Origin of the sequence: Escherichia sp. MOD1-EC4550, assembly GCF_963876935.1 — a bacterium.
Taxonomy (GTDB): Bacteria; Pseudomonadota; Gammaproteobacteria; order Enterobacterales; family Enterobacteriaceae; genus Escherichia; species Escherichia coli_F.
Map to the genome: position 1 here is coordinate 1 of NZ_CAWNSE010000021.1, position 21,893 is coordinate 21,893.

Consider the following 21,893-nt stretch of genomic DNA (forward strand, 5'->3'; position numbering starts at 1 on the left):
CGCCGCAAACCGCTCAAAGAAGAAAATTCCCTCCTCCGCCCACAGCCGGGACAGAAACGTCAGGTCGCTTTCCCCGTACTGGACACAGAATTCCCGCGCCGGATGGTCCTCATAAAACAGCGGCGTCCACTCCGTGACGCCGTTCTCGTTCAGTAACGTGGCCGATATCGTCCGGATATCCTGCTGCTGGAAGATACGGAAGTTCTGCCGCAGCCCGCACCGCCATAACGGCGGCTCAATACGCAGGTGATAACGCATCTGCCAGCCGTTATTCTCCTGCATGCCAAAACCCGCCACCACGCCGGTGACATAACGCAGCGGGATGACGCCCTGCCAGATGGTCAGCGTTGCCTTCTTCTCCAGCAGCATCTCTGCCGTCTGCATAAAAGAGTCGCTGGCGACATCCACACTCATCACAAACGGATATGACTGGTTCTGGATTAACCGGAAGCTCACCACCGCAAAGGTGTCCGGCTCCTGGCCGTCAACCTCCAGCGTAAAGCGCAGGCCTTTTAAGGACATAATGACCTCCCTGATTTATTCACGGACCAAATGATTCCCACCATGCAGCAAAGGGTGCCAGTGCAGCGTTACACTCATCTTTACATTTTCAGGTACGCTACCGCCCGGGTTTCCGGCATCCGCCATCTCCCTCATGAAAGCGTAACTCCTTACTGACACTCATTTTTTACACGTACAAAAACAACATCCTGCACGAAGGCAGGATGTTGTTGACTCAGATTTATGCTTCCAGCGGTGCACGCCAGTCATCGGCACCAGAAGTACCGGATTTGATGTGCTCCCACTCAACCTTACGGTATGCCAGTGATACTGCGAGCAATTGCGTAAACTCACGCTGTGCAGGGTCCTGGCAGTGCGGCATGTGCAGGTTCATGTCCACAATCGTCGCATCAGTAAGACGTGTGGTGAAGTAGTGCTCCTGCTTGCCTTCAACAGAAGTACGCCACCAGTGCAGTTCCACTTTCGGCAGCATTTCACCGGAGGCCAGCGCGTTGTACAGCAGCGGAACGGCTTTGTTCAGCGCCACGGTGAAAATGAACGGTTTGTGCGCGCGCTGCCCGGAAGGTTGACCAGACTGTGGATCGGTTGGAACAGTAACGTTATGCAGAAACTCCTGCACCAGCATTTCATCTTCGTGTCCCTGCACGTAGATATTGCCGACAGAATCTGCGGTGAAAGCACCGGCAGTGATGTTCCCTTGGGTCTGACCTGTAATTGAAATGTAACATGGGGTTGGCATTTATGAACTCCTTGTGAAATTATCAACTGCTGTTTTACGAACAACCCGTCGTTAATCCCCGACGGGTTAGAGTGTGATGCGGCTCACATCAGGAACCACACCCTTTTCTTTATTCGAGTTACAGGCACACGTAATTAGCACCTACTGAAAAACTCTTTTATTGTGTTTAAATATATTTTTAGTCAATTTCAGAACACGGTCACATAAGCTAAAAATATATCAACTTCAACAGCAGAATTATCCATAACGTATCCTTCCCCCCATAAAAATCCACAGCTGCGTCAAAAACAAATTATTACGACACTTACTCCGCCATCGTTCCGGCACGCAATTAAGACATTCCTTAAAGGAATTCCTTATAATGTATTACCAGCAATTAATTAATTGATAAAACCATACATAAAACTTATTAATCAATTTAATAAATACATATAAATCAACACATTATAGCATTTTATTGGCCATAAAATTATATTCATCAAGTCTATAAATACCAAAATCTATTTCACTATAATGTATTAATAAGGAAGAGTACATCTCTTTCGGAAATATAAAAAGTTCTTTTAATATTTTATTTCATGAGTAGAATGCTGATCACAACAGAAGGAAAATTACATTATCTAACTGCCACTGAAACGGTATTGTCGGTATTTTTATGCAGTACGAAAATGCTGTGCTCATGGCCTGAACGGGAACATTTTTATGAGCAAAATGAACAACAATGGCGGCAGTGTCGCGCCGAAAGAAAGAATCAGCGTTCGGTATACACCAAAAGTTGATGGGGTGGCTGCTGATATCGAATTGCCGCTGAATTTATTGATCACCGGCAATCTGAAAGGGAAACCAGATAACACGCCGTTGGATGAGCGAACTGCCATTGCTATCAACCGCTATAACCTCAACGCAGTCATTTCAGAAGCTGACATTGAACGGGAGTTTGTTGTTCCGGCTGAACTCAGTGACGCACCCAATGAGCAAATGTACGTCAACCTGAAAGTCAAATCTATGGATGACCTTTCTCCGGACCATATTGCCAGCCAGGTACCAGAAATAAAACATCTGCTCGAATTGCGTGAAGCTCTGGTCGCACTTAAGTCTCCACTAGGCAATATTCCGGCCTTCCGCGCACAACTTCAGGCGCTACTGGAAAACGAAGACAGCCGCGAGCAGCTGATCCAAGAACTGGGTATCGCCGTTCAGAAATAATTTTCACAGAAGGATTTTCAGTATGTCAGTAAAGGAAGATATTGCTCCCGTCAGCGCGTCGCAAACCGCCGCGCCCCCATCTCTGCTTGATGAAATCATGGCGCAAACCCGCGTCCAGCCTAAATCAGAAAGCTACGATATTACCCGCCAGGGCGTGAGCGCCTTTATTGCCGCCATGTTACAGGGCGACAGTAGCGCTGAACCTATCAATATCCTGGCCGTTGACGCCATGATTGCTGATATTGATGCCCGAACCAGCAGGCAGATGGATGCCATTATTCATGCCCCGGAGTTTCAGGAACTGGAATCCCTGCTGCGCTCGCTGAAACTGCTGGTTGAACGCGCGGATACACGGGAAAACATCAAGGTCCATTTCCTGAATGTCACTCAGGAAGAACTGCTGGATGATTTCGAATTTGCACCAGAAATCACGCAGTCTGCATATTACAAGCATGTATATTCAAGCGGTTACGGACAATTTGGCGGTGAGCCAGTGGCGGCGGTAATCGGCAACTTTGCCTTTAAGAACACCACGCCGGATATGAAGTTGCTGAAATATATCAGCCAGGTCAGTGCGATGGCGCACAGCCCGTTCCTCTCATCAGTATCATCCGAATTTTTCGGTCTGGACTCATGGACAGAGCTACCAGGGATCAAAGAACCAGGAGCCATCTTTGAAGGCCCGGCCTATTCCCGCTGGCGTGCCTTGCGTGAATCTGAAGATTCACGCTACCTGGGGCTGACTGCCCCCCGGTTCCTGCTGCGTCACCCTTACTCGCCAGATGAGAACCCAGCCAGAACCTTCCGTTACCATGAAGACGTCAGCCAGAGTCACGAGTCTTATTTGTGGGGGAACACCTCGTTTTTACTAGCTGCGAACCTGGCTGAAAGTTTTGCTAAATATCGCTGGTGTCCCAATATCATTGGCCCTTCCAGCGGCGGCGCAGTCAAAGACCTCCCGGTGCATCTGTATGAATCCATGGGGCAAATGCAGGCAAAAATTCCGACTGAAGTGTTGATCACTGACCGGAGAGAGTATGAGCTGGCGGAAGAAGGCTTTATCACACTGACCATGCGTAAAGGGTCTGATAATGCGTGCTTTTTCTCGGCCAACTCGGTGCAGAAACCCAAAAAATTCCCCAAAACCCCCGAAGGCAAGGCTGCGGAGACCAACTACAAACTCGGCACCCAGCTTCCATACTTGTTTGTTATTAGTAGGTTAGCGCATTACATCAAGGTAATTCAGCGCGAACAGCTTGGCTCATGGAAAGAACGCAGTGATCTGGAGCGCGAGCTGAACACCTGGATTCGCCAGTATGTGGCCGACCAGGAGAATCCCCCTGCCGAAGTCCGTAGCCACCGGCCATTGCGTCAGGCGAAGATCGAGGTACTGGATGTGGATGGTGAGCCGGGCTGGTACCAGGTCGCGATTTCTGTCAGACCGCATTTTAAATACATGGGGGCCAGTTTCGACCTGAGCCTGGTCGGGCGACTGGATAAGGAATAATCCGATGCAAAGACGGGATTCAGGGCCAACCGGCAGTCTTTTTGAACGTATCCGTGAGGCGGCAAACCCGCCTTCATACCAGAATCCAAAAGAAGCACTGATACGTTCCATCAGACGTAACCTGCGACAGGTCCTGAATACCCGCTCCGGCAGTTGTTATGGCTCACCAGAGCTGGGGATTACTGATTTAAATGATGAATCGCTGGCCTCCAGCGATTTCAGACGAGAAATCCGTAAGTCCATTAGCCAGTGCATTTTACATTACGAACCTCGTATTACCGATGTTGTTGTTACGGCTGCTGCACCGGATGAATACGCCCCTGTGGAACTGCGTTTTCATATTGTGGCTACGGTCGATGTCAGCGAAACCAGGGGAGTGTTTGAATTTGACATTTTGCTGGACAATCATCAACGCTATTGTGTGGAGTGATCTCTGTGGCTTTTGAAGAACGTTACTACCGCGAAGAGCTGGATTATCTTCGCCAGCTTGGCAAACTGCTGGCGCAGGAAAAACCACATCTGGCCCACTTTCTGGCCGAGAAAGAGGGTGATCCGGACGTGGAGCGACTGATGGAAGCCTTTGCCTTTATGTCCGGCAGCCTGCGTCAGAAACTTGAGGACGAATTCCCCGAATTCACCCATGGGCTAATCCGTATGCTGTGGGCAAACTATTTACGCCCGGTTCCGGCCATGACGGTTATTGCCTATGAACCCAAAACCGATCAGTTAAAAGTCCCTGTTCAGGTCTGCCGTAATGAACTGATCAGAAGCCGCTCAGAAAAGTCCGCCCTGGCTGCTCAGAAGGTGCTGTCTGACAATCATGATAAAATCGTTTCTTCCGTAGCCTGTCATTTCACGCTGGCGCGCGATATCTGGCTGCAACCACTGCGCATTCTCGACACCCGCAACGCCAGCAGCCTGAAAGAAGGCATCATAGATATCAGTTTTACCGCAGATAACAATGTCTCCCCCGCCATGCTTGACCTGAACAAAATAACGTTCTGGCTGGGTAATGAAGACGATTATACCCGACACCAGCTTTATCTGTGGTTTTGCGAATGCCTGATGGATGCGGAACTGATTGCCGGAGAGTACCGCCTGCCGCTGCCGGATCTGTGGCTGGAGGCCGCCGGATTTGAAAACCAGGACGCCCTGCTGCCGTGGCCGAAAAATGTCCACAGCGGCTATCGGGTACTCCAGGAGTATTTCTGCTATCCCGAAGCCTTCTTTTTTTTCCATCTGCGCGATGTTGCGCCACTACCGGACGATTTCCCGGTCAGCGCGTTTACGCTGCGCCTGCACTTTAACCGCCCGTTACCTGCCGACATCAAGCTACGCCAGGACTCACTGCGTCTGCACTGTACGCCAGCCATTAACCTGTTTACGCATTATGCGGAACCCGTCAGGCCTGATGGGCGGATAGCGGAATACCCGCTGCGCGCCAGCCACCGGCATCCCGACGCTTATGACATTTTTCAGATAAGCACAGTCACCAGCAAAGTCAAAGTTTCAGGTACTGAATCCAACCCTGGCAGCCAGGCGCGTGTCTGGCCCGAATTTGAAAGTTTCCAGCACCAGATGGAGTACAGCCGCCAGCGGGAAGTCGTCTACTGGCATCACCGGACTAAAACATCCCTGTTTCACCGCGGGCTTGAACATAGTATCGCCTTTGTCCATGCGGACGGCAGCATTCCGGACAGCTCACGGTTTAATGATGATGTGATCACCACGTCATTAATCTGTACCAACCGTATGATCCCTGCTCGGCTGCATATCGGCGATATCTGCGTGGCCGTCAACAAAAACCCGGCGGTGGCCTCATTTCATAATGTCACACGCCCGACGCAGCCGCTCTGGCCAGTCACGGACGGCGACATGCACTGGTCGCTGATTTCCGCGATGAACCTGAACTACCTCTCCCTGCTGGACAGGGAGACACTGATCCAGATCCTGCGGACCTTCGACCTGCCAGGCGCTCACCATCCGCAGCGGGCCAGACTGTCGCGCCAGAAACTGGATGCCATAGAAAAACTCGAAACCAAACCTGTTGACAGGTTGTTTAAAGGCGTGCCGGTTCGCGGGCTGGCGACCACGCTGTGGATACGTCCCGATCCATTTATCTGCGAAGGTGAAATTTATCTTCTTGGTACAGTGCTCTCGCACTTTTTTGCTCTCTACGCCAGCATCAATTCGTACCACTGTCTGAAAATCATCAACACGGAAAGTCAGGAGGCCTGGGAATGGCAGGAGAAAATGGGTCAGCACGCCCTTATATAGCGGCGAAACCGCCGTTATCGGCGGATGTGCGCAACTGCAATTTCTATGTGCTGATGGAGGCGCTGTACCGTCGGTATGGCGCACCGGGCCAGGATATTTCCCTGCGTACCGAGCCTACCCAAGAGATCGTGCGTTTCAGCTCTGACGCCAGTATCGGTTTTCCGGGTACGGACCTGAGTGCGCTTTCCCGTAGCCAGAACGGACAGTATGTACTGCAAACCCGTTTCCTGGGCTTTTCCGGCAGCCAGTCGCCGCTACCGGGCTATTATCTGGATCAGATGGCGCAGGAGTCCGCACAGAACGAAGACGGCCTTAAAGAATTTCTCGATCTGTTCAGCCACCGCTGGACACAGTTTGCCTATCATGCCTGGCGCAAATACCGCTACTACATCTGCTTTCGTAATGGCGGCACTGACACCTTTTCACAGCGCATGTACGCGCTGGTCGGGCTGGGTAATCAGAGCGTGCGCGACAGGCTTGCCATTAACCACAGCAAAATGCTGGCTTACGCCGGAATTCTGGCAACACCAGGCCGCGCGCCGGAGGTTATCTGTAATCTGGTGTCGCACTGTTTTGATTTGCCGGATGTCACCATTGAACGCTGGCAACTGCGTAAAGTCGCCATTGATCCGGCACACCAGAACCGGCTTGGTGTACGAAATCCGAAAGGAAAAACGGCTGAACATATTCCGGGACGCTCCATACTTGGCGTTAATTTTACCCTCGGCGCACGGGTGCCGGATCGCAGCGGAAAATTTCTGTTGCAGATTGGCAACCTGTCGCGGGAGCGTTATCTCTCATTTTTACCCGATGGCGAAAATCACCTGCCGCTGACCATGTTCCTTTCTTTTATTCTGCGCGACCAGTTTGCCTGGGATTTACGGCTGTGCCTGGCACCACAGCAGGCTAAAGGGATGCGCCTTGGCGATTCGGCCAGCTCCCGCCTCGGCAGAACCAGCTTTATTGGTCAGCCGAAAGTACCGCCCGCCATCACAATCCGAATCAGGGAATAATTCTATGGAACCACTTATGGCTGAGGAAAAACAGCAATCCCGCCAGGCCTCACTGACTTTACAGGTGATGAATGGCAACGAACTGGAAAGCGGACGCGCCGCAAAATGCCTGTTCAGCGAAAACGGCGGTGATATTGGTCATATGCCGGAATGTCACTGGCAGGTACAGGACCGGGCGGGAAACATTGCTGCGCGTGCCTGTACCGTTATCCGGCACGACGGAGCCTATTGCCTGCGGTGCCTAACGCCGGGACTGATGATTAATCAGGCCCCGGTCTCTTCCAATTCGCTGATCCGCCTGCGCCAGGGCGATGAGATTCAGCTCGGCGCACTGGCGCTGAAAGTGTTTCTGCATGACGGTGCAGCTGTTACCTATGACGAGCGGATGGCGACCCCGGAAACGATTGTAATGAACCGCGACAGTCTGGCGGACACCCTGTTGACCACCGAGGGACAACCGGCGTATCCGGGAATGCCGTTCCAGCATCAGCTTGCCCCCACGGTGGCGCACGGTTTTTCCAGCGATCCGCTCCAGGCACTCCAGACGGAAAGCCTGATGGTGGCAGATGATCCGATCGCCCCACGCGTTTCCCGGCCCGTTGCCCCCGCCTCCGATCTGACAGGTGCAAACGGGATCAATACGCCGTTTATGGATCTGCCGCCCGGCAATGCCCGTCATGAGGACGGCGATGAATTTTCTGCCATGGCGCAGTACCACCTGGCCGTAACCCCGCTACTGCGCGGTATGGAGTGTCCGCTGACGCTGCACAATTCTCAGGATGCGGATGAGTTTCTCGAAGAGGCCGGACGGGCGTTGCAGGCCGCCATTAAGGGATTGCTGAGTCTGCAACAACAACAGAACAGCCTGTCGGATAAACACCTGCGTCCACTGGAAGACAACCCGTTGCGCCTTGATATGGACTATGCCACCGCGCTGAACGTCATGTTCGCCGAGGGTAAAAGCCCGGTACATCTCGCAGCACCTGCGGCCATCGCCGAAAGCCTGCGCAACATCCGGCATCATGAAGAGGCCAACCGGGCGGCGATTGTGGAAGCGTTGCGTGTCATGCTGGACGCCTTCTCACCGGGCAACCTGATGCGCCGCTTTGCACAGTACCGCCGCAGCCATGAGCTACGCCAGAAAATGGACGACGCCTGGGCATGGCAGATGTACCGCAACTATTACGATGAACTGGCCTCCAGCCGCCAGCAGGGATTCGAAATGCTGTTCAATGAAGTCTATGCCCAGGTCTATGACCGGGTGTTGCGCGAAAAACAGCGGGAGCCGGAAGCATGAACGGCAAGGTGTTTCTGGCCTGCGTTCTGATGAGCGTTGCGTTAAGTGGCTGTGAAACAGCGAAAAAAATCAGTCAGGTGATCCGCAATCCGGATATTCAGGTCGGAAAGCTGATGGATCAGGCAACCGAGCTGACCGTCACGCTGCTGACCGAGCCGGACAGCAACCTGACGGCGGACGGTGAAGCCGCGCCGGTGGATGTTCAACTGGTTTATCTGAGTGATGACTCTAAATTCCAGGCCGCCGACTACGACCAGGTTGCCACCACCGCACTGCCCGACGTGCTGGGAAAAAACTATATCGATCATCAGGACTTCAACCTGTTGCCGGACACCGTAAAAACACTGCCGCCGATCAAGCTGGATGAGAAAACCGGTTATATCGGTGTCATTGCCTATTTTTCAGACGACCAGGCCACAGAATGGAAACAAATTGAGCCGGTAGAAAGTATCGGCCACCACTATCGCCTGCTGGTGCATATCCGCGCCAGTGCGATTGAGATGAAAAAAGAGGAAAACTGACGATGGCAACAATGAAAAACAAGGTGATCTGGCAGGAAGGGCTGTTTGCCCTGCCGCAGCATTTTCAGCAACAGCAGCGTCACTGCGAGTACCTGCTGACCCGTCGTCTGGATGCTCAGGGTGATTTTTTCTGGGGCTTTACGGAACTCTCCATCAATACCGAACTGCTTGCCCAGGGCAAAATCATGATTGACCGTGCGGCGGGCTGTATGCCTGACGGCACCGTATTCAGCATTCCCGACCAGGATCTGCTGCCGGAACCTTTCCAGCCGGGAACCCTTTCATCGAAAGAGAGCCACAATATTTATCTGGCGCTGCCTGTAATCAGCGACGTGATCAATGAAATCCAGGGGTTGCACAGCGCCGGTCAGGGTACGGAGCGTTACCGCCTCACCCATACCCGCGTCCGTGATTTTCACACTGACGAAGGCGACGAACAGCCGGTCGGTCTGGGGCAGTTGATCCCCAGGATAGTCAGCGGCGCAGATGATCTCAGCGCGATGGTGACCCTCCCCCTGTGCCGTATCCTCAATAAAAATGCTACCGGCGCACTGGTGCTGGACAACACCTTTATTCCCACCATTCAGGCCGTCCGTGTCAGCGGGTTGCTCGGGGCATTCTCCGGCGAGGTGCAGGGGCTACTTGCCACCCGCGCCGCCGACCTGGCCGGGCGCATCGGTTCGCCTGAACAGAGCGGGATCGCCGATGTGGCCGAATTTATGATGTTGCAGATGCTTAACCGCCATCAAATGCAGTTCACGCATCGTTCCCAACTGCACACGCTGCATCCGGAAGCCTTCTACCGGGATCTGGTGGGGCTGCTGGGAGAACTGATGACCTTCACCGAAGGTAATCGCCTGCCCTGCACCGTGGAGCCGTATAATCACCGGGATCTTACCGCGACCTTCACCAGAACAGTAATTCCGGAACTGCGGCGCGCACTCAATACCGTGCTGGTACCGCGTGCGCAGAATCTGCCGCTGTTCTTTTCAGAGGGGACCTGGATCGCCACCATCAGCGATCCCACACTGTTGCAGTCCTGCAAGCTGGTACTGGCAGTGCGCGCCAGGATGCCCTACGACCAGGTGCAGCGCCAGTTCATCCAGCAGTCGAAAGTGGCCGCTACCGACAAAATCCGCAGCGTGGTCAGCGTGCAGGTGCCGGGTATTCCACTGCACACGCTTACCGCTGCGCCGCGTCAATTGCCCTGGCATGAAGGTTATGTTTACTTCGAACTGGAAAAAGGCACCCCAGCCTGGCAGGACGTGATAAAAGCGGGCGCGCTGGCGCTGCATATCTCCGGCACCTTCCCCGATCTGAACCTTCAGCTCTGGGCGATAAGGGGATAAGTGAATGAGCGATATCAGCGATATGGGTGAACCGTCGGTTTTTCCCATGGAGCCGGAGAGCGGAACATCAGGACGTCAGTACCGTCTCGCCCTTCGCGGCAACAGCCTGAACCCAATGATTGACGCCGCCACGCCGATGCTCGGCATGGTGATGCGTCTGTCCACCATGAACAGCCAGGCCATGCCGGAACATCTGTTTGCCCAGGTGGTAACCGATGTCCAGGCTGTGGAACAACTACTCCAGGAGCAGGGTTACGAGCCGGGCGTCATTGTTTCGTTCCGCTACATTCTCTGCACGTTTATTGACGAAGCGGCGCTGGGCAACGGCTGGTCCAACAAAAACGAATGGATCAAACAGTCGCTGCTGGTTCATTTTCATAACGAAGCCTGGGGCGGCGAGAAAGTGTTTATCCTGCTCGAACGCCTGATCCGGGAGCCGGTACGTTACCAGGATCTGCTGGAATTTTTATATCTCTGTTTTTCGCTCGGCTTTCGCGGGCGCTACAAGGTTGCCATTCAGCAACAAGATGAATTTGAGCGGATCTACCAGCGCCTGCACCATGCCCTGCACAAACTGCGCGGTGACGCGCCATTTCCGCTGCTTCACCAGAAGAACAACATACAGGGCGGGCGTTATCAGTTAATCCGGCGGCTGACCATCAGGCATGTAATGTGCGGCGGTCTTGTTGTGCTGGCCGTATTTTATCTGTTTTATCTGCTGCGTCTGGACAGCCAGACACAGGATATTCTGCATCAGCTCAATAAATTACTCCGATAAGGACATCTTATGATCCAGATTGATTTAGCCACGCTGGTAAAGCGGCTTAACCCCTTTGCAAAACAGGCGCTGGAAATGGCTGCCTCGGAGTGTATGAGCCAGCAGGCCAGTGAGATCACCGTTGCCCATGTGCTGTTGCAGATGCTGGCTATCCCGCGCAACGACGTAAGGGTAATTACCGAACGCACAGGCATCAGTGCGGAGGAGCTACGCCAGGCGCTGACCGTGGAGAGTTATCCCAGCGGACGTTCCGCCGAAGGCTATCCCAGCTTCTCCCCGATGCTGGTCGAATGGCTCAAGGAGTCATGGCTGCTGGCCTCGGCCCAGATGCAGCACAGCGAACTACGCGGCGGCGTGCTGCTGCTGGCTCTGCTGCATTCACCGCTGCGCTATATTCCACCCGCTGCTGCCCGTCTGCTGACGGCCATAAACCGCGACCAGTTACAGCAGGATTTCGCGTCATGGACTAAAGAGTCCGCCGAATCCGTGAACCAGGTTGGCGGACAGGCACCCGGCACGCCTGAAACCGGCGACAGCGGGCTTGCCCGCTACGCCAAAAACATGACCGAAGATGCCCGTAACGGCAAACTTGACCCTGTACTGTGCCGTGACCATGAAATCGACCTGATGATCGACATTCTCTGCCGCCGTCGTAAAAACAATCCGGTGGTGGTGGGTGAAGCGGGTGTGGGTAAAAGTGCCTTAATCGAAGGGCTGGCGCTGCGTATTGTCTCAGGCCAGGTGCCGGACAAGCTGAAAAACACCGATATTATGACCCTTGACCTCGGCGCATTGCAGGCCGGGGCGTCAGTGAAGGGCGAGTTTGAAAAACGCTTTAAGGGGCTGATGGCGGAGGTCATTTCCTCTCCGGTGCCAGTCATTCTGTTTATCGACGAAGCACATACTCTGATTGGTGCGGGCAACCAGCAGGGCGGGCTGGATATCTCCAACCTGCTCAAACCGGCGCTGGCGCGCGGCGAGCTGAAAACCATCGCCGCCACCACCTGGAGCGAGTACAAAAAATACTTCGAGAAAGACGCTGCCCTGTCGCGCCGCTTCCAGTTGGTGAAGGTCAGCGAACCTACCGCAGCAGAGGCCACCATTATTCTGCGCGGCCTGTCCACGGTCTATGAACAGTCGCACGGCGTGCTGATTGACGATGAGGCCTTACAGGCCGCAGCAACATTAAGCGAGCGTTATCTCTCAGGGCGTCAGTTGCCGGATAAGGCCATCGACGTGCTCGATACGGCCTGCGCCCGTGTGGCAATCAACCTTTCTTCGCCGCCGAAACAGATTTCGGCGCTGGCCACGTTAAGCCAGCAGCAGGAGACGGAAATCCGCCAGCTTGAGCGCGAAAGGCGTATCGGGCTGCGTACCGATACCGCCCGGATGACGGAAGTGCTGGTGCAGTACGATGAAACACTGACGGCGCTGGATGAACTGGAGGCCGCCTGGCACCAGCAACAGGCGCTGGTACAGGAGATTATTACGCTACGCCAGCAGTTACTGGGCGTTGCAGAGGACACAGATGCCGTAGTGGATACGCCGTCAGAGTCAGAACAGGATAATACCGGTGCCGTACTGGCTGATGAAGCTGGCAGCGTACAGCCGGAAGAGACTGTTGAAACAGTTTCCCCGGTACAGCGTCTGGCACAGCTCACTGCCGAGCTGGACGCCCTGCATAACGACCGGTTGCTGGTTTCCCCGCACGTCGATAAAACGCAGATTGCGGCGGTAATCGCAGAATGGACCGGCGTACCGCTTAACCGCCTGTCGCAGAATGAAATGTCGGTCATCACCGACCTGCCCGTATGGCTTGGAGACACTATCAAAGGCCAGGACCTGGCGATTGCCAGCCTGCATAAACATCTGCTGACTGCACGCGCCGACCTGCGCCGTCCGGGACGTCCGCTTGGCGCGTTCCTGCTGGCTGGCCCCAGCGGCGTGGGTAAAACCGAAACCGTCCTGCAACTGGCGGAACTGCTCTACGGCGGTCGCCAGTATCTGACCACCATCAATATGTCCGAGTTTCAGGAAAAACACACCGTCTCGCGGCTGATTGGTTCCCCTCCGGGCTATGTCGGCTATGGCGAAGGTGGCGTCCTGACCGAAGCGATTCGCCAGAAACCCTACTCGGTGGTGCTGCTCGATGAAGTGGAAAAAGCGCACCCGGATGTACTCAACCTGTTCTACCAGGCGTTTGACAAGGGCGAGATGGCAGACGGTGAAGGCCGCCTGATTGACTGTAAAAATATCGTTTTCTTCCTGACCTCCAACCTTGGCTACCAGGTGATTGTCGAACACGCCGATGACCCGGAAACCATGCAGGAAGCCCTCTATCCGGTGCTGGCGGACTTCTTTAAACCTGCCCTGCTGGCGCGCATGGAAGTGGTGCCTTACATGCCGCTGTCGAAAGAGACGCTCGCTACCATTATTGCCGGGAAACTGGCCCGCCTGGATAACGTGCTGCGCAGCCGCTTTGGCGCGGACGTGATTATTGAGCCGGAAGTGACGGACGAAATCATGAGCCGAGTCACCCGCGCTGAAAACGGCGCAAGGATGCTCGAATCGGTCATCGACGGCGACATGCTGCCGCCGCTTTCCCTGCTGCTGTTGCAGAAAATGGCTGCGAATACGGCGATTGCCCGTATCCGCCTGTCGGCGGCAGACGGCGCGTTCACGGCAGACGTGGAAGATGCTCAGGACGACGAGTTTGTCACAAAGGATGAAACGGTTTTATGAGCAGGTTGCGCGTTTTCCGGCAGGCAGGATGGTTTATCGCGGGCCTGATGGCGGGCTTACCCGCCAGTGCCGCGCCCGCAGAAACATCGTCAATGGCCGGTGCGGCGGTCGCCGTCGCCACCACGCCCCCGCCGGATGCGACAGCCACGTTACAGGCTATGCAGTCCTGTCGGCGGGAGTCTGCGGCGCTGGAGCGGCTTGACTGTTATGACCGCATTCTTACACCGGAACAGCCCGGCTTCGGCAACGCCGTACTGGTCAAAGCCAGCTTTGTGGGCGAAGCCTGGACCCGCGCCACAGAGCAGGAAAAACGCCGCCAGGGCAGCACCACGGAGCTGCTGGTAACGCAAGTACCGGGTGAACGCCCGACGGTGGTGATAACCACCCCGGCTATCGGCCATGTTCCGCCGCGCCCGGTGCTGATGTTCAGTTGCGTGGACAATATCACCCGGATGCAGGTGGCGCTGATGCACCCTCTGGATGTCCATGATATCGCCGTCACCCTGAATGCCGACAGCCGGGCATTGCGCAGCCACTGGTTTGTGCGCGAGAACGGCACCCTGCTGGAGTCCAGCCGGGGGTTATCCGGTATCGATGAAATTAAGCAACTGTTCGGCGCAAAAACGCTGACGGTGGATACCGGCACAGACAACGCCGCCGGAAAGCTGACCTTTAACATTGACGGGCTGGCACGGGTTATTGCGCCGCTACGCGACGCCTGCCACTGGGCGGGAGAATAAGAATATGGCAATGGACTTACGTAATCCTGATGTATGGCTTGCACACCTGCTGGAAAACCTGCCGGAAGATAAGCGGTCCGCCGCGCTTGATGATGGCAATGCAGACTGGGAGTTTATCGACAGCGAAATCGTCAAGCTCGGCTCGCTGGCGCACAGCCAGCTCGATATCCCGGAACTTCAGCGCCGGGGCCTGATGCTTCTGGCCTCAGAAACCAAAGATTTTCGCCTGCTGGCCCACCTGCTGCGTACCCTGCAACATGCCGGTGATATTCTGCTGGCCACCAGGATGCTGGCACAATATACAGAACACTACTGGACATGCGCCGCACCGCAGAACATGGCCCACAAAAAACGCTTTGCCGCCCAGGTGATAAAACGCTTTGAGTCTGCCGTTCAGGACTTTGCCGGGAATGCTGCGACAATACAGCGCGATGCTTTGCTGGGAGAGCTGGCAAAACTGGCACAGTGCTGGCAGGCGCACAACGCGCCTGAGCTGGCTAAGGCGACAGACGATTTATTTGCCCTGTTTCAGCGCGCGTTTCGTGATGTAGCGCCTGAAATGCCATCATCTGCACGAACCGCCGCCATTGCGCCGCAGGCCACAGCCGGATCTGTACCGGATATGTCACCGCACACGGTTGCCGCTCAGCCTCCTGTTGCAGCCACTCCAATCCCGCAGGTCACTGTTGACAGCCACGACGATAAAGCATGGCGCGACACCCTGCTGAAGGTGGCCGCCATTCTCTGTGAGCGCCAGCCGGAGTCACCGCAGGGTTACCGACTGCGCCGCCATGCTCTGTGGCAGACCATCACCAGTCCCCCGCAGGCAGAAAGCGATGGCCGGACCCCACTGGCAGCCTTCCCTGTCGATATGATGGATGATTACCTGGCGCGGCTGAACAATGCCGACATGGCGCTGTGGCAGCAGGTGGAAAAAAGCCTGCTGCTGGCCCCGTACTGGCTGGACGGCCATTACCTCTCAGCACAGACCGCGTTGCGCCTTGGTTATATACAGGTGGCGGATGCTATCCGTGATGAAGTTACCAGTTTTCTTGCTCGCCTGCCCGCACTGCTCAACATGTTGTTTAACGACCGCACTCCGTTTGTGTCCGAACAGACGAAACAGTGGCTGGCATCATCGGGCTCAGGCAACCAAACCGCAGCAGCTGTACAGACCGATGAAGAATTACAGGCGGCCAGGGCGTGCTTCGATGAGAACGGGCTGGAAACCGCGCTGCGGTATCTGGAAAACCTGCCCGAAGGTGATCCCCGTAACCAGTTTCATCGCCAATTTTTCGGCGCGCAGTTACTGGAAGAAGCCGGTATGGTTCAGCTTGCACAACAGCAGTACCGGATGCTCTTCAGAACAGGATTACACATGATGCTGTCCGAATGGGAACCGTCCCTGCTGGAAGCTCTGGAACAAAAATTCACGGCAGAACAGTAAAAGATAACAAGGAGTTACCGTGTTCAAATTTCCCACATCCCGACTGTTCAGCTCGTTGAGATCTGCGCTCAGGCCAGCGATGCCGCGATTCAGGGTATCCGCCGCCTGGCTGCTGGCGCTGGCATGGATTTTTCTGCTGGTGTGGATCTGGTGGCAGGGTCCAAAATGGACGCTCTATGAGCAGCACTGGCTGGCTCCGCTGGCAAACCGCTGGCTGGCGACCGCCGTCTGGGGGCTTATCGCTCTGGTCTGGCTCACCTGGCGGGTAATGAAGCGTCTGCAAAAGCTGGAAAAACAGCAGAAACAGCAGCGGGAGGAAGAAAAAGATCCGTTGACCGTGGAACTCCACCACCAGCAGCAATATCTGGATCACTGGCTGCTGCGCCTGCGCCGCCATCTGGATAACCGCCGTTATCTGTGGCAGTTGCCGTGGTATATGGTCATTGGTCCTGCGGGTAGCGGCAAAAGCACGCTGCTGCGCGAGGGCTTTCCGTCTGACATTATTTACATGCCGGAAAGCATCCGGGGGGTGGAATATCATCCGCTGATCACACCGCGAGTGGGCAACCAGGCAGTAATTTTCGATGTTGACGGCGTACTGACCTCCCCCGGCGGGGATGATCTGCTCCACCGCCGCCTGCGCGAACACTGGCTGGGCTGGCTGATGGAAACGCGCGCACGCCAGCCGCTCAATGGTCTGATCCTGACGCTCGATCTTCCCGAACTGCTGACGGCGGATAAACCCCGTCGCGAAGCACTGGTACAAAATCTGCGTCAGCAACTTCAGGAAATTCGCCAGTGCCTGCACTGCCGGTTGCCCGTTTATGTGGTGCTGACCCGACTGGATCTACTGACCGGCTTTGCCGCGCTGTTCCATTCACTGGATAAAAAAGACCGCGACGCGATCCTCGGCGTCACGTTTACCCGCCGCGCTCATGAAAACGATGACTGGCGCAGCGAGCTGAGCACCTTCTGGCAGACCTGGGGACAACAGATGAACCAGGCCCTGTCAGACCTGATGCTCGTGCAGACCGGCACTGCATTGCGCAGTGCCGTGTTCAGCTTCTCCCGTCAGATGCAGGGAACGGGAGAAATCGTCACCGCACTGCTCGCCGCATTGCTGGACGGTGAGAACATGGATGTGATGCTGCGCGGCGTCTGGCTCACATCATCGCTACAGCGTGGCCAGGTGGATGATATTTTCACGCAGTCTGCCGCCCGCCAGTACGGGCTGGGCAACAGTTCGCTGGCAACCTGGCCTCTGGTGGAGACAACGCCCTATTTCACCCGCCGCCTCTTCCCTGAAGTCCTGCTATCCGAGCCGAACCTGGCGGGTGAAAACAGCGTCTGGCTGAGCAGCTCCCGGCGCAGGCTGACCGCCTTTTCCGCCTGTGGCGCAGCGCTGGTGGCGTTGCTGGTCGGAAGCTGGCACCATTATTACAACCAGAACTGGCAGTCCGGCGTTAACGTACTGGCACAGGCTAAAGCCTTTATGGACGTACCACCACCGCAGGGAACGGATGAATTCGGCAATCTGCAACTACCGTTGCTTAACCCAGTACGCGATGCCACCCTGGCCTATGGCGATTACCGCGATCACGGTTTTCTGGCGGATATGGGATTGTACCAGGGCGTCCGCGTAGGGCCGTATGTGGAGCAAACCTACATTCAGCTTCTTGAGCAGCGTTATCTCCCCTCATTAATGAACGGCCTGATCCGGGATCTGAACAATGCCCCGCCAGAGAGCGAAGAAAAGCTCGCCGTGCTGCGCATACTGCGCATGATGGAAGACAAAAGTGGGCGCAACAACGAGGCGGTAAAACAGTACATGGCGCGGCGCTGGAGCAATGAATTTCACGGCCAGCGTGATATTCAGGCGCAACTGATGGCGCATCTGGACTATGCGCTGGAGCACACCGACTGGCACGCGCAGCGCCAGAGCGGCGACAGCGATGCTGTCAGCCGCTGGACACCCTATGATAAACCGGTCATTAATGCGCAGCAGGAACTGAGCAAGCTGCCCATATACCAGCGTGTCTACCAGACCCTGCGCACCAAAGCATTAAGCGTGTTGCCCGCCGATTTGAATTTGCGCGACCAGGTTGGTCCCACCTTCGACAACGTGTTCGTCGCCGGTAATGATGAAAAACTGGTGATCCCGCAGTTTCTCACCCGCTATGGCCTGCAAAGCTATTTTATCAAACAACACGACGGTCTCGTTGAGTTGACCGCGCTGGATTCGTGGGTGCTGAACCTGACGCAAAGCGTCGCCTACAGCGAGGCCGACCGTGAAGAGATCCAGCGCCATATCACTGAACAGTACCTCAGTGACTATACCGCTACATGGCGTGCCGGAATGGATAATCTCAACGTCCGTGACTATGAGGCCATGCCGGCGCTGACCGACGCGCTGGAGCAAATTATCAGCGGCGATCAGCCATTCCAGCGTGCGCTGACGGCGCTGCGCGATAATACACACGCGCTGACGCTCTCCGGCAAACTGGATGATAAGGCGAGGGAAGCGGCGATAAATGAGATGGATTACCGCCTGTTATCCCGGCTGGGACATGAGTTCGCACCGGAAAATAGCGCACTGCAGGAGCAAAAGGACAAGGCGAGTACGCTACAGGCCGTGTACCAGCAACTGACCGAGCTGCACCGTTACCTGCTGGCGATTCAGAACTCGCCAGTGTCTGGGAAATCGGCGCTGAAAGCAGTACAGCTACGGCTGGATCTAAACAGCAGCGATCCAATCTTCGCCACCCGTCAGATGGCAAAAACCCTGCCTGTGCCTCTTAACCGCTGGGTGGGCAAGCTGGCGGATCAGGCCTGGCATGTAGTGATGGTGGAAGCCGTTCATTACATGGAAGTGGACTGGCGCGACAATGTAGTGAATCCCTTCAACGAACAGCTTGCCGACAACTATCCATTTAATCCACGCGCCACACAGGATGCCTCACTGGATGCGTTTGAACGTTTCTTTAAACCGGATGGCATTTTGGACAATTTCTATAAGGACAACCTGCGACTGTTCCTTGAAAACGATCTGACCTTTGGCGACGACGGCAGAGTGCTGATCCGTGAAGATATCCGACAACAACTGGATACCGCGCAAAAAATCCGCGACATCTTCTTCAGCCAGCAGAACGGGCTGGGCACACAATTTGCCGTGGAAACGGTGTCGCTTTCCGGCAATAAACGGCGCAGCGTACTTAACCTGGACGGCCAGTTAGTGGACTACAGCCAGGGACGCAACTATACCGCCCATCTGGTCTGGCCAAACAACATGCGTGAAGGCAATGAAAGCAAGCTGACGCTGGTTGGCACCAGCGGTGGAGCACCGCGCAGTATCGCTTTCAGTGGACCGTGGGCGCAGTTCCGCCTGTTCGGCGCGGGCCAGTTGACCAACGTGACCAGTGACACCTTTAACGTGCGCTTTAACGTGGACGGCGGCGCGATGGTTTATCGGGTGCATGTGGATACCGAAGATAACCCGTTCACCGGTGGTCTGTTCAGCCAATTCCGTTTACCGGATACGTTGTATTAAGGGGGTTAGTGATGAGCAACAATGTACTGACACAAACTATCGTTACCGGCAGCGATCCGCGTACCCTGCCGGAGTTCAGCGCCATCCGCGAAGAAATTAACAAAGCTAACCACCCGTCACAGCCGGAGCTGAACTGGAAACTAGTGGAATCGCTGGCGCTGTCAATTTTTAAGGCCAACGGGGTGGATTTGCATACCGCCACCTACTATACGCTGGCACGTACACGTAATCAGGGACTGGCAGGGTTCTGTGAAGGCGCGGAACTGCTAGCTGCGATGATCACCCACGAATGGGATAAATTCTGGCCGCAAAGTGGCCCGGCGAGGACTGAGATGCTGGACTGGTTCAACACCCGCACCGGGAATATCCTGCGCCAGCAGGTTTCCTTTTCCGAAAATGATCTTTCGTTGCTCTACCGCACGGAACGGGCTTTGCAGCTTATCTGCGACAAACTCCAGCAGGTGGAACTGAAGCGCCAACCGCGCGTGGAAAATCTGCTTTATTTTGTGCAGAACACACGCAAGCGGTTTGAGCCGCAGCCCAGAAACCGTACTGCTACGGCGGCACAGACCATGGTCAGAACGCTGGTCTATGCGCCTGAAGGCACGGCTTCCGCCACAGCGGAAACCATGCCCCCCCTACCCGACCTGCCGGAAATGCGGGTGGAGGTGCGCGGAGTGGCAGATAACGCCGACAAAGCAAAACAGGGCGACACGGTAAAAGGTTTTGTTGCCGGTGCCGCCTGTACTGCCGTTATCGCTGCTGCACTCTGGTGGTGGCAGACGTACCCGATGCAGCGGCAGCTTACAAAGGTCAGGGATACCACACAGGGAGCAGCCACCGTCTGGCTGGCATCACCGGTACTGAAAGAATATGAACAGAACCTGCAACAGCTTCTGAATACCCCACCGCTACAGCCGCTGGAAACCGGAATGCAGATGATGCGCACCGCAGACACCCTCTGGCCGGAAAGCCTGCAACAGCAGGAAGCCAGCCGGATGTGGAGCACCACGCTGAGAAACCGGGCGCAAGCCAGTCCACAGATGAAGGGCTGGCAACAGGCGCGGCAGAATTTGCGGGATTTTGCGGATCTGATGATGAAAAAGGAGACGGAGAAACAGGGTTTCACCCTCTCGTATATCAAAACGGTGACCTGGCAGGCCGAACGGTTACTGAATCAGGAAACTCCACTGGAGTACATGCTGACGCAGTACCAGGAGACCCGCACGCAGAATCAGGACACACAAGCGCTAGCAAAAGAGATCAACCAACGGCTGGATGGGCTGTTAAGCCGCTGGCTGTTGCTGAAAAATACCGGACAGGATATGGCAACGGACAACAGCACCGTGCCAGTCCCTCCGACCCATTGAGTTTAAGGAGAATAACAATGGCAAATCCCGTCTATCTGACACTGAACGGAGAACTTCAGGGGCTGATTTCATCCGGATGCTCGTCAATGCCGTCCATCGGTAACAAAGCTCAGATTGCACATCAGGATCAGATCATGGTGACGTCACTGTCCCATGGTCTGAGCCGGGCGCAGAATGTCAACCACCAGGAGCTGACCATCACGAAACCGGTGGACAAATCTTCCCCCCTGCTGGGCAAGGCCATTTCGGAGAATGAATGTCTGACCTGTGATATTGTATTCTATCGCACCAACCGCTTTGGTGTTAATGAACCGTACTACAAGGTGAAACTGACTAACGCCCGGATCTCAAACATCGGCCTTACCGTTCCCCATACCATTAACGACAGCCCAGGACAGCCGGAAGAGTCTGTGTCATTTACCTATGAGAGTATCAACTGGGAGCACAGCGTCGCCGGAACCAGTGCGTACAGCCTTTGGAGTGAACGGATTTTCTAAGTTACCTGGGAGTTTTTCATCTGCATTATTGTTATATTTTAAAAAGGCAATTTAACATCATAAAATAAAATGATAAAGTACGGTTAATCACGAATAAAAATTCTTAATTAACCGTACCTGCTGTTTTATAGATGTGTATGATGTATTTTTGACAGTTCAACCGAAAACTCGAACTACAGCTTATATGTTGAGAGAACAATAAATAACTTTAGTAAAGTTTTTTACTACTCCTAAAAAAAATATATATGTAAAATTAATTAGCAGACTTGAACCAGAGTATAAATAGAAAAGAAAATGCTCTTTCTTGCTAAGTACCATTAAAACGTCTGGTATAAAACCTT

The 21,893-nt window shown here is 54.8% G+C and carries 17 protein-coding genes; 15 read left to right on the top strand and 2 right to left on the bottom strand.

All coding sequences use genetic code 11. From position 1 onward, the window contains the following. Together AACU19_RS15800 and AACU19_RS15805 are read right to left on the bottom strand one after the other, a co-directional pair. A partial coding sequence (locus AACU19_RS15800) for a contractile injection system protein, VgrG/Pvc8 family (protein ID WP_274540813.1) occupies nt 1-522 on the bottom strand: 522 nt, incomplete at its 3' end. 220 nt (nt 523-742) lie between these two features. Beyond that, nucleotides 743-1,261, bottom strand: coding sequence for an Hcp family type VI secretion system effector (locus AACU19_RS15805; RefSeq protein ID WP_001142963.1), 519 nt, complete (start codon nt 1,259-1,261; stop codon nt 743-745). 702 nt (nt 1,262-1,963) lie between these two features. Here AACU19_RS15805 and tssB point away from each other — a divergent pair. The 15 genes from tssB to AACU19_RS15880 all read left to right on the top strand — a co-directional run bounded on the left by tssB (nt 1,964) and on the right by AACU19_RS15880 (nt 21,552). Further along, nucleotides 1,964-2,467 carry a type VI secretion system contractile sheath small subunit gene (gene tssB / locus AACU19_RS15810; RefSeq protein ID WP_039021711.1) on the top strand — a complete coding sequence of 168 codons (504 nt, stop codon included), beginning with the start codon at nt 1,964-1,966 and terminating at the stop codon, nt 2,465-2,467. 22 nt (nt 2,468-2,489) lie between these two features. Beyond that, on the top strand, nt 2,490-3,974 hold the full coding sequence (tssC, locus tag AACU19_RS15815) for a type VI secretion system contractile sheath large subunit (RefSeq protein ID WP_000111580.1): 1,485 nt from the start codon (nt 2,490-2,492) through the stop codon (nt 3,972-3,974). A gap of 4 nt (nt 3,975-3,978) precedes the next feature. Beyond that, the gene (tssE, locus tag AACU19_RS15820; protein WP_105279171.1) at nt 3,979-4,404 is read left to right on the top strand and encodes a type VI secretion system baseplate subunit TssE; all 426 of its coding nucleotides are present in this window, start codon (nt 3,979-3,981) and stop codon (nt 4,402-4,404) included. 5 nt (nt 4,405-4,409) lie between these two features. After that, the gene (gene tssF, locus AACU19_RS15825; protein WP_047624552.1) at nt 4,410-6,251 is read left to right on the top strand and encodes a type VI secretion system baseplate subunit TssF; all 1,842 of its coding nucleotides are present in this window, start codon (nt 4,410-4,412) and stop codon (nt 6,249-6,251) included. After that, complete coding sequence (gene tssG, locus AACU19_RS15830; RefSeq protein ID WP_105279172.1) at nt 6,215-7,264, top strand: type VI secretion system baseplate subunit TssG; 1,050 nt, start codon at nt 6,215-6,217, stop codon at nt 7,262-7,264. Before tssF ends, tssG begins: the two co-directional genes overlap by 37 nt. A gap of 16 nt (nt 7,265-7,280) precedes the next feature. Beyond that, nucleotides 7,281-8,561, top strand: a complete 1,281-nt coding sequence (gene tagH / locus AACU19_RS15835) for a type VI secretion system-associated FHA domain protein TagH (protein WP_105279183.1) — start codon at nt 7,281-7,283, stop codon at nt 8,559-8,561. Next, nucleotides 8,558-9,082 carry a type VI secretion system lipoprotein TssJ gene (tssJ, locus tag AACU19_RS15840; RefSeq protein WP_105279173.1) on the top strand — a complete coding sequence of 175 codons (525 nt, stop codon included), beginning with the start codon at nt 8,558-8,560 and terminating at the stop codon, nt 9,080-9,082. Before tagH ends, tssJ begins: the two co-directional genes overlap by 4 nt. Nucleotides 9,083-9,084: 2 nt before the next feature. After that, entirely contained in the window at nt 9,085-10,431 is a 1,347-nt protein-coding gene (tssK, locus tag AACU19_RS15845) for a type VI secretion system baseplate subunit TssK (RefSeq protein WP_000224520.1), read from the top strand. A 22-nt stretch (nt 10,432-10,453) separates the two neighbouring features. Continuing rightward, nucleotides 10,454-11,209, top strand: coding sequence for a type IVB secretion system protein IcmH/DotU (icmH, locus tag AACU19_RS15850; protein WP_407593995.1), 756 nt, complete (start codon nt 10,454-10,456; stop codon nt 11,207-11,209). 9 nt (nt 11,210-11,218) lie between these two features. Continuing rightward, nucleotides 11,219-13,951, top strand: a complete 2,733-nt coding sequence (gene tssH, locus AACU19_RS15855; protein ID WP_105279175.1) for a type VI secretion system ATPase TssH — start codon at nt 11,219-11,221, stop codon at nt 13,949-13,951. Next, on the top strand, nt 13,948-14,691 hold the full coding sequence (gene vasI / locus AACU19_RS15860) for a type VI secretion system-associated protein VasI (RefSeq protein WP_105279176.1): 744 nt from the start codon (nt 13,948-13,950) through the stop codon (nt 14,689-14,691). The genes tssH and vasI overlap by 4 nt, the downstream gene beginning before the upstream one ends. Nucleotides 14,692-14,695: 4 nt before the next feature. Then, nucleotides 14,696-16,138, top strand: a complete 1,443-nt coding sequence (tssA, locus tag AACU19_RS15865; protein WP_001355440.1) for a type VI secretion system protein TssA — start codon at nt 14,696-14,698, stop codon at nt 16,136-16,138. 109 nt (nt 16,139-16,247) lie between these two features. Next, nucleotides 16,248-19,685: a type VI secretion system membrane subunit TssM gene (gene tssM, locus AACU19_RS15870; RefSeq protein ID WP_123057670.1), complete on the top strand. Its 3,438-nt coding sequence runs from the start codon at nt 16,248-16,250 to the stop codon at nt 19,683-19,685. An 11-nt stretch (nt 19,686-19,696) separates the two neighbouring features. Further along, entirely contained in the window at nt 19,697-21,055 is a 1,359-nt protein-coding gene (locus AACU19_RS15875) for a VasL domain-containing protein (protein ID WP_001355442.1), read from the top strand. A 17-nt stretch (nt 21,056-21,072) separates the two neighbouring features. Continuing rightward, complete coding sequence (locus AACU19_RS15880) at nt 21,073-21,552, top strand: Hcp family type VI secretion system effector (protein WP_105279178.1); 480 nt, start codon at nt 21,073-21,075, stop codon at nt 21,550-21,552. Nucleotides 21,553-21,893 lie beyond the last annotated feature (341 nt).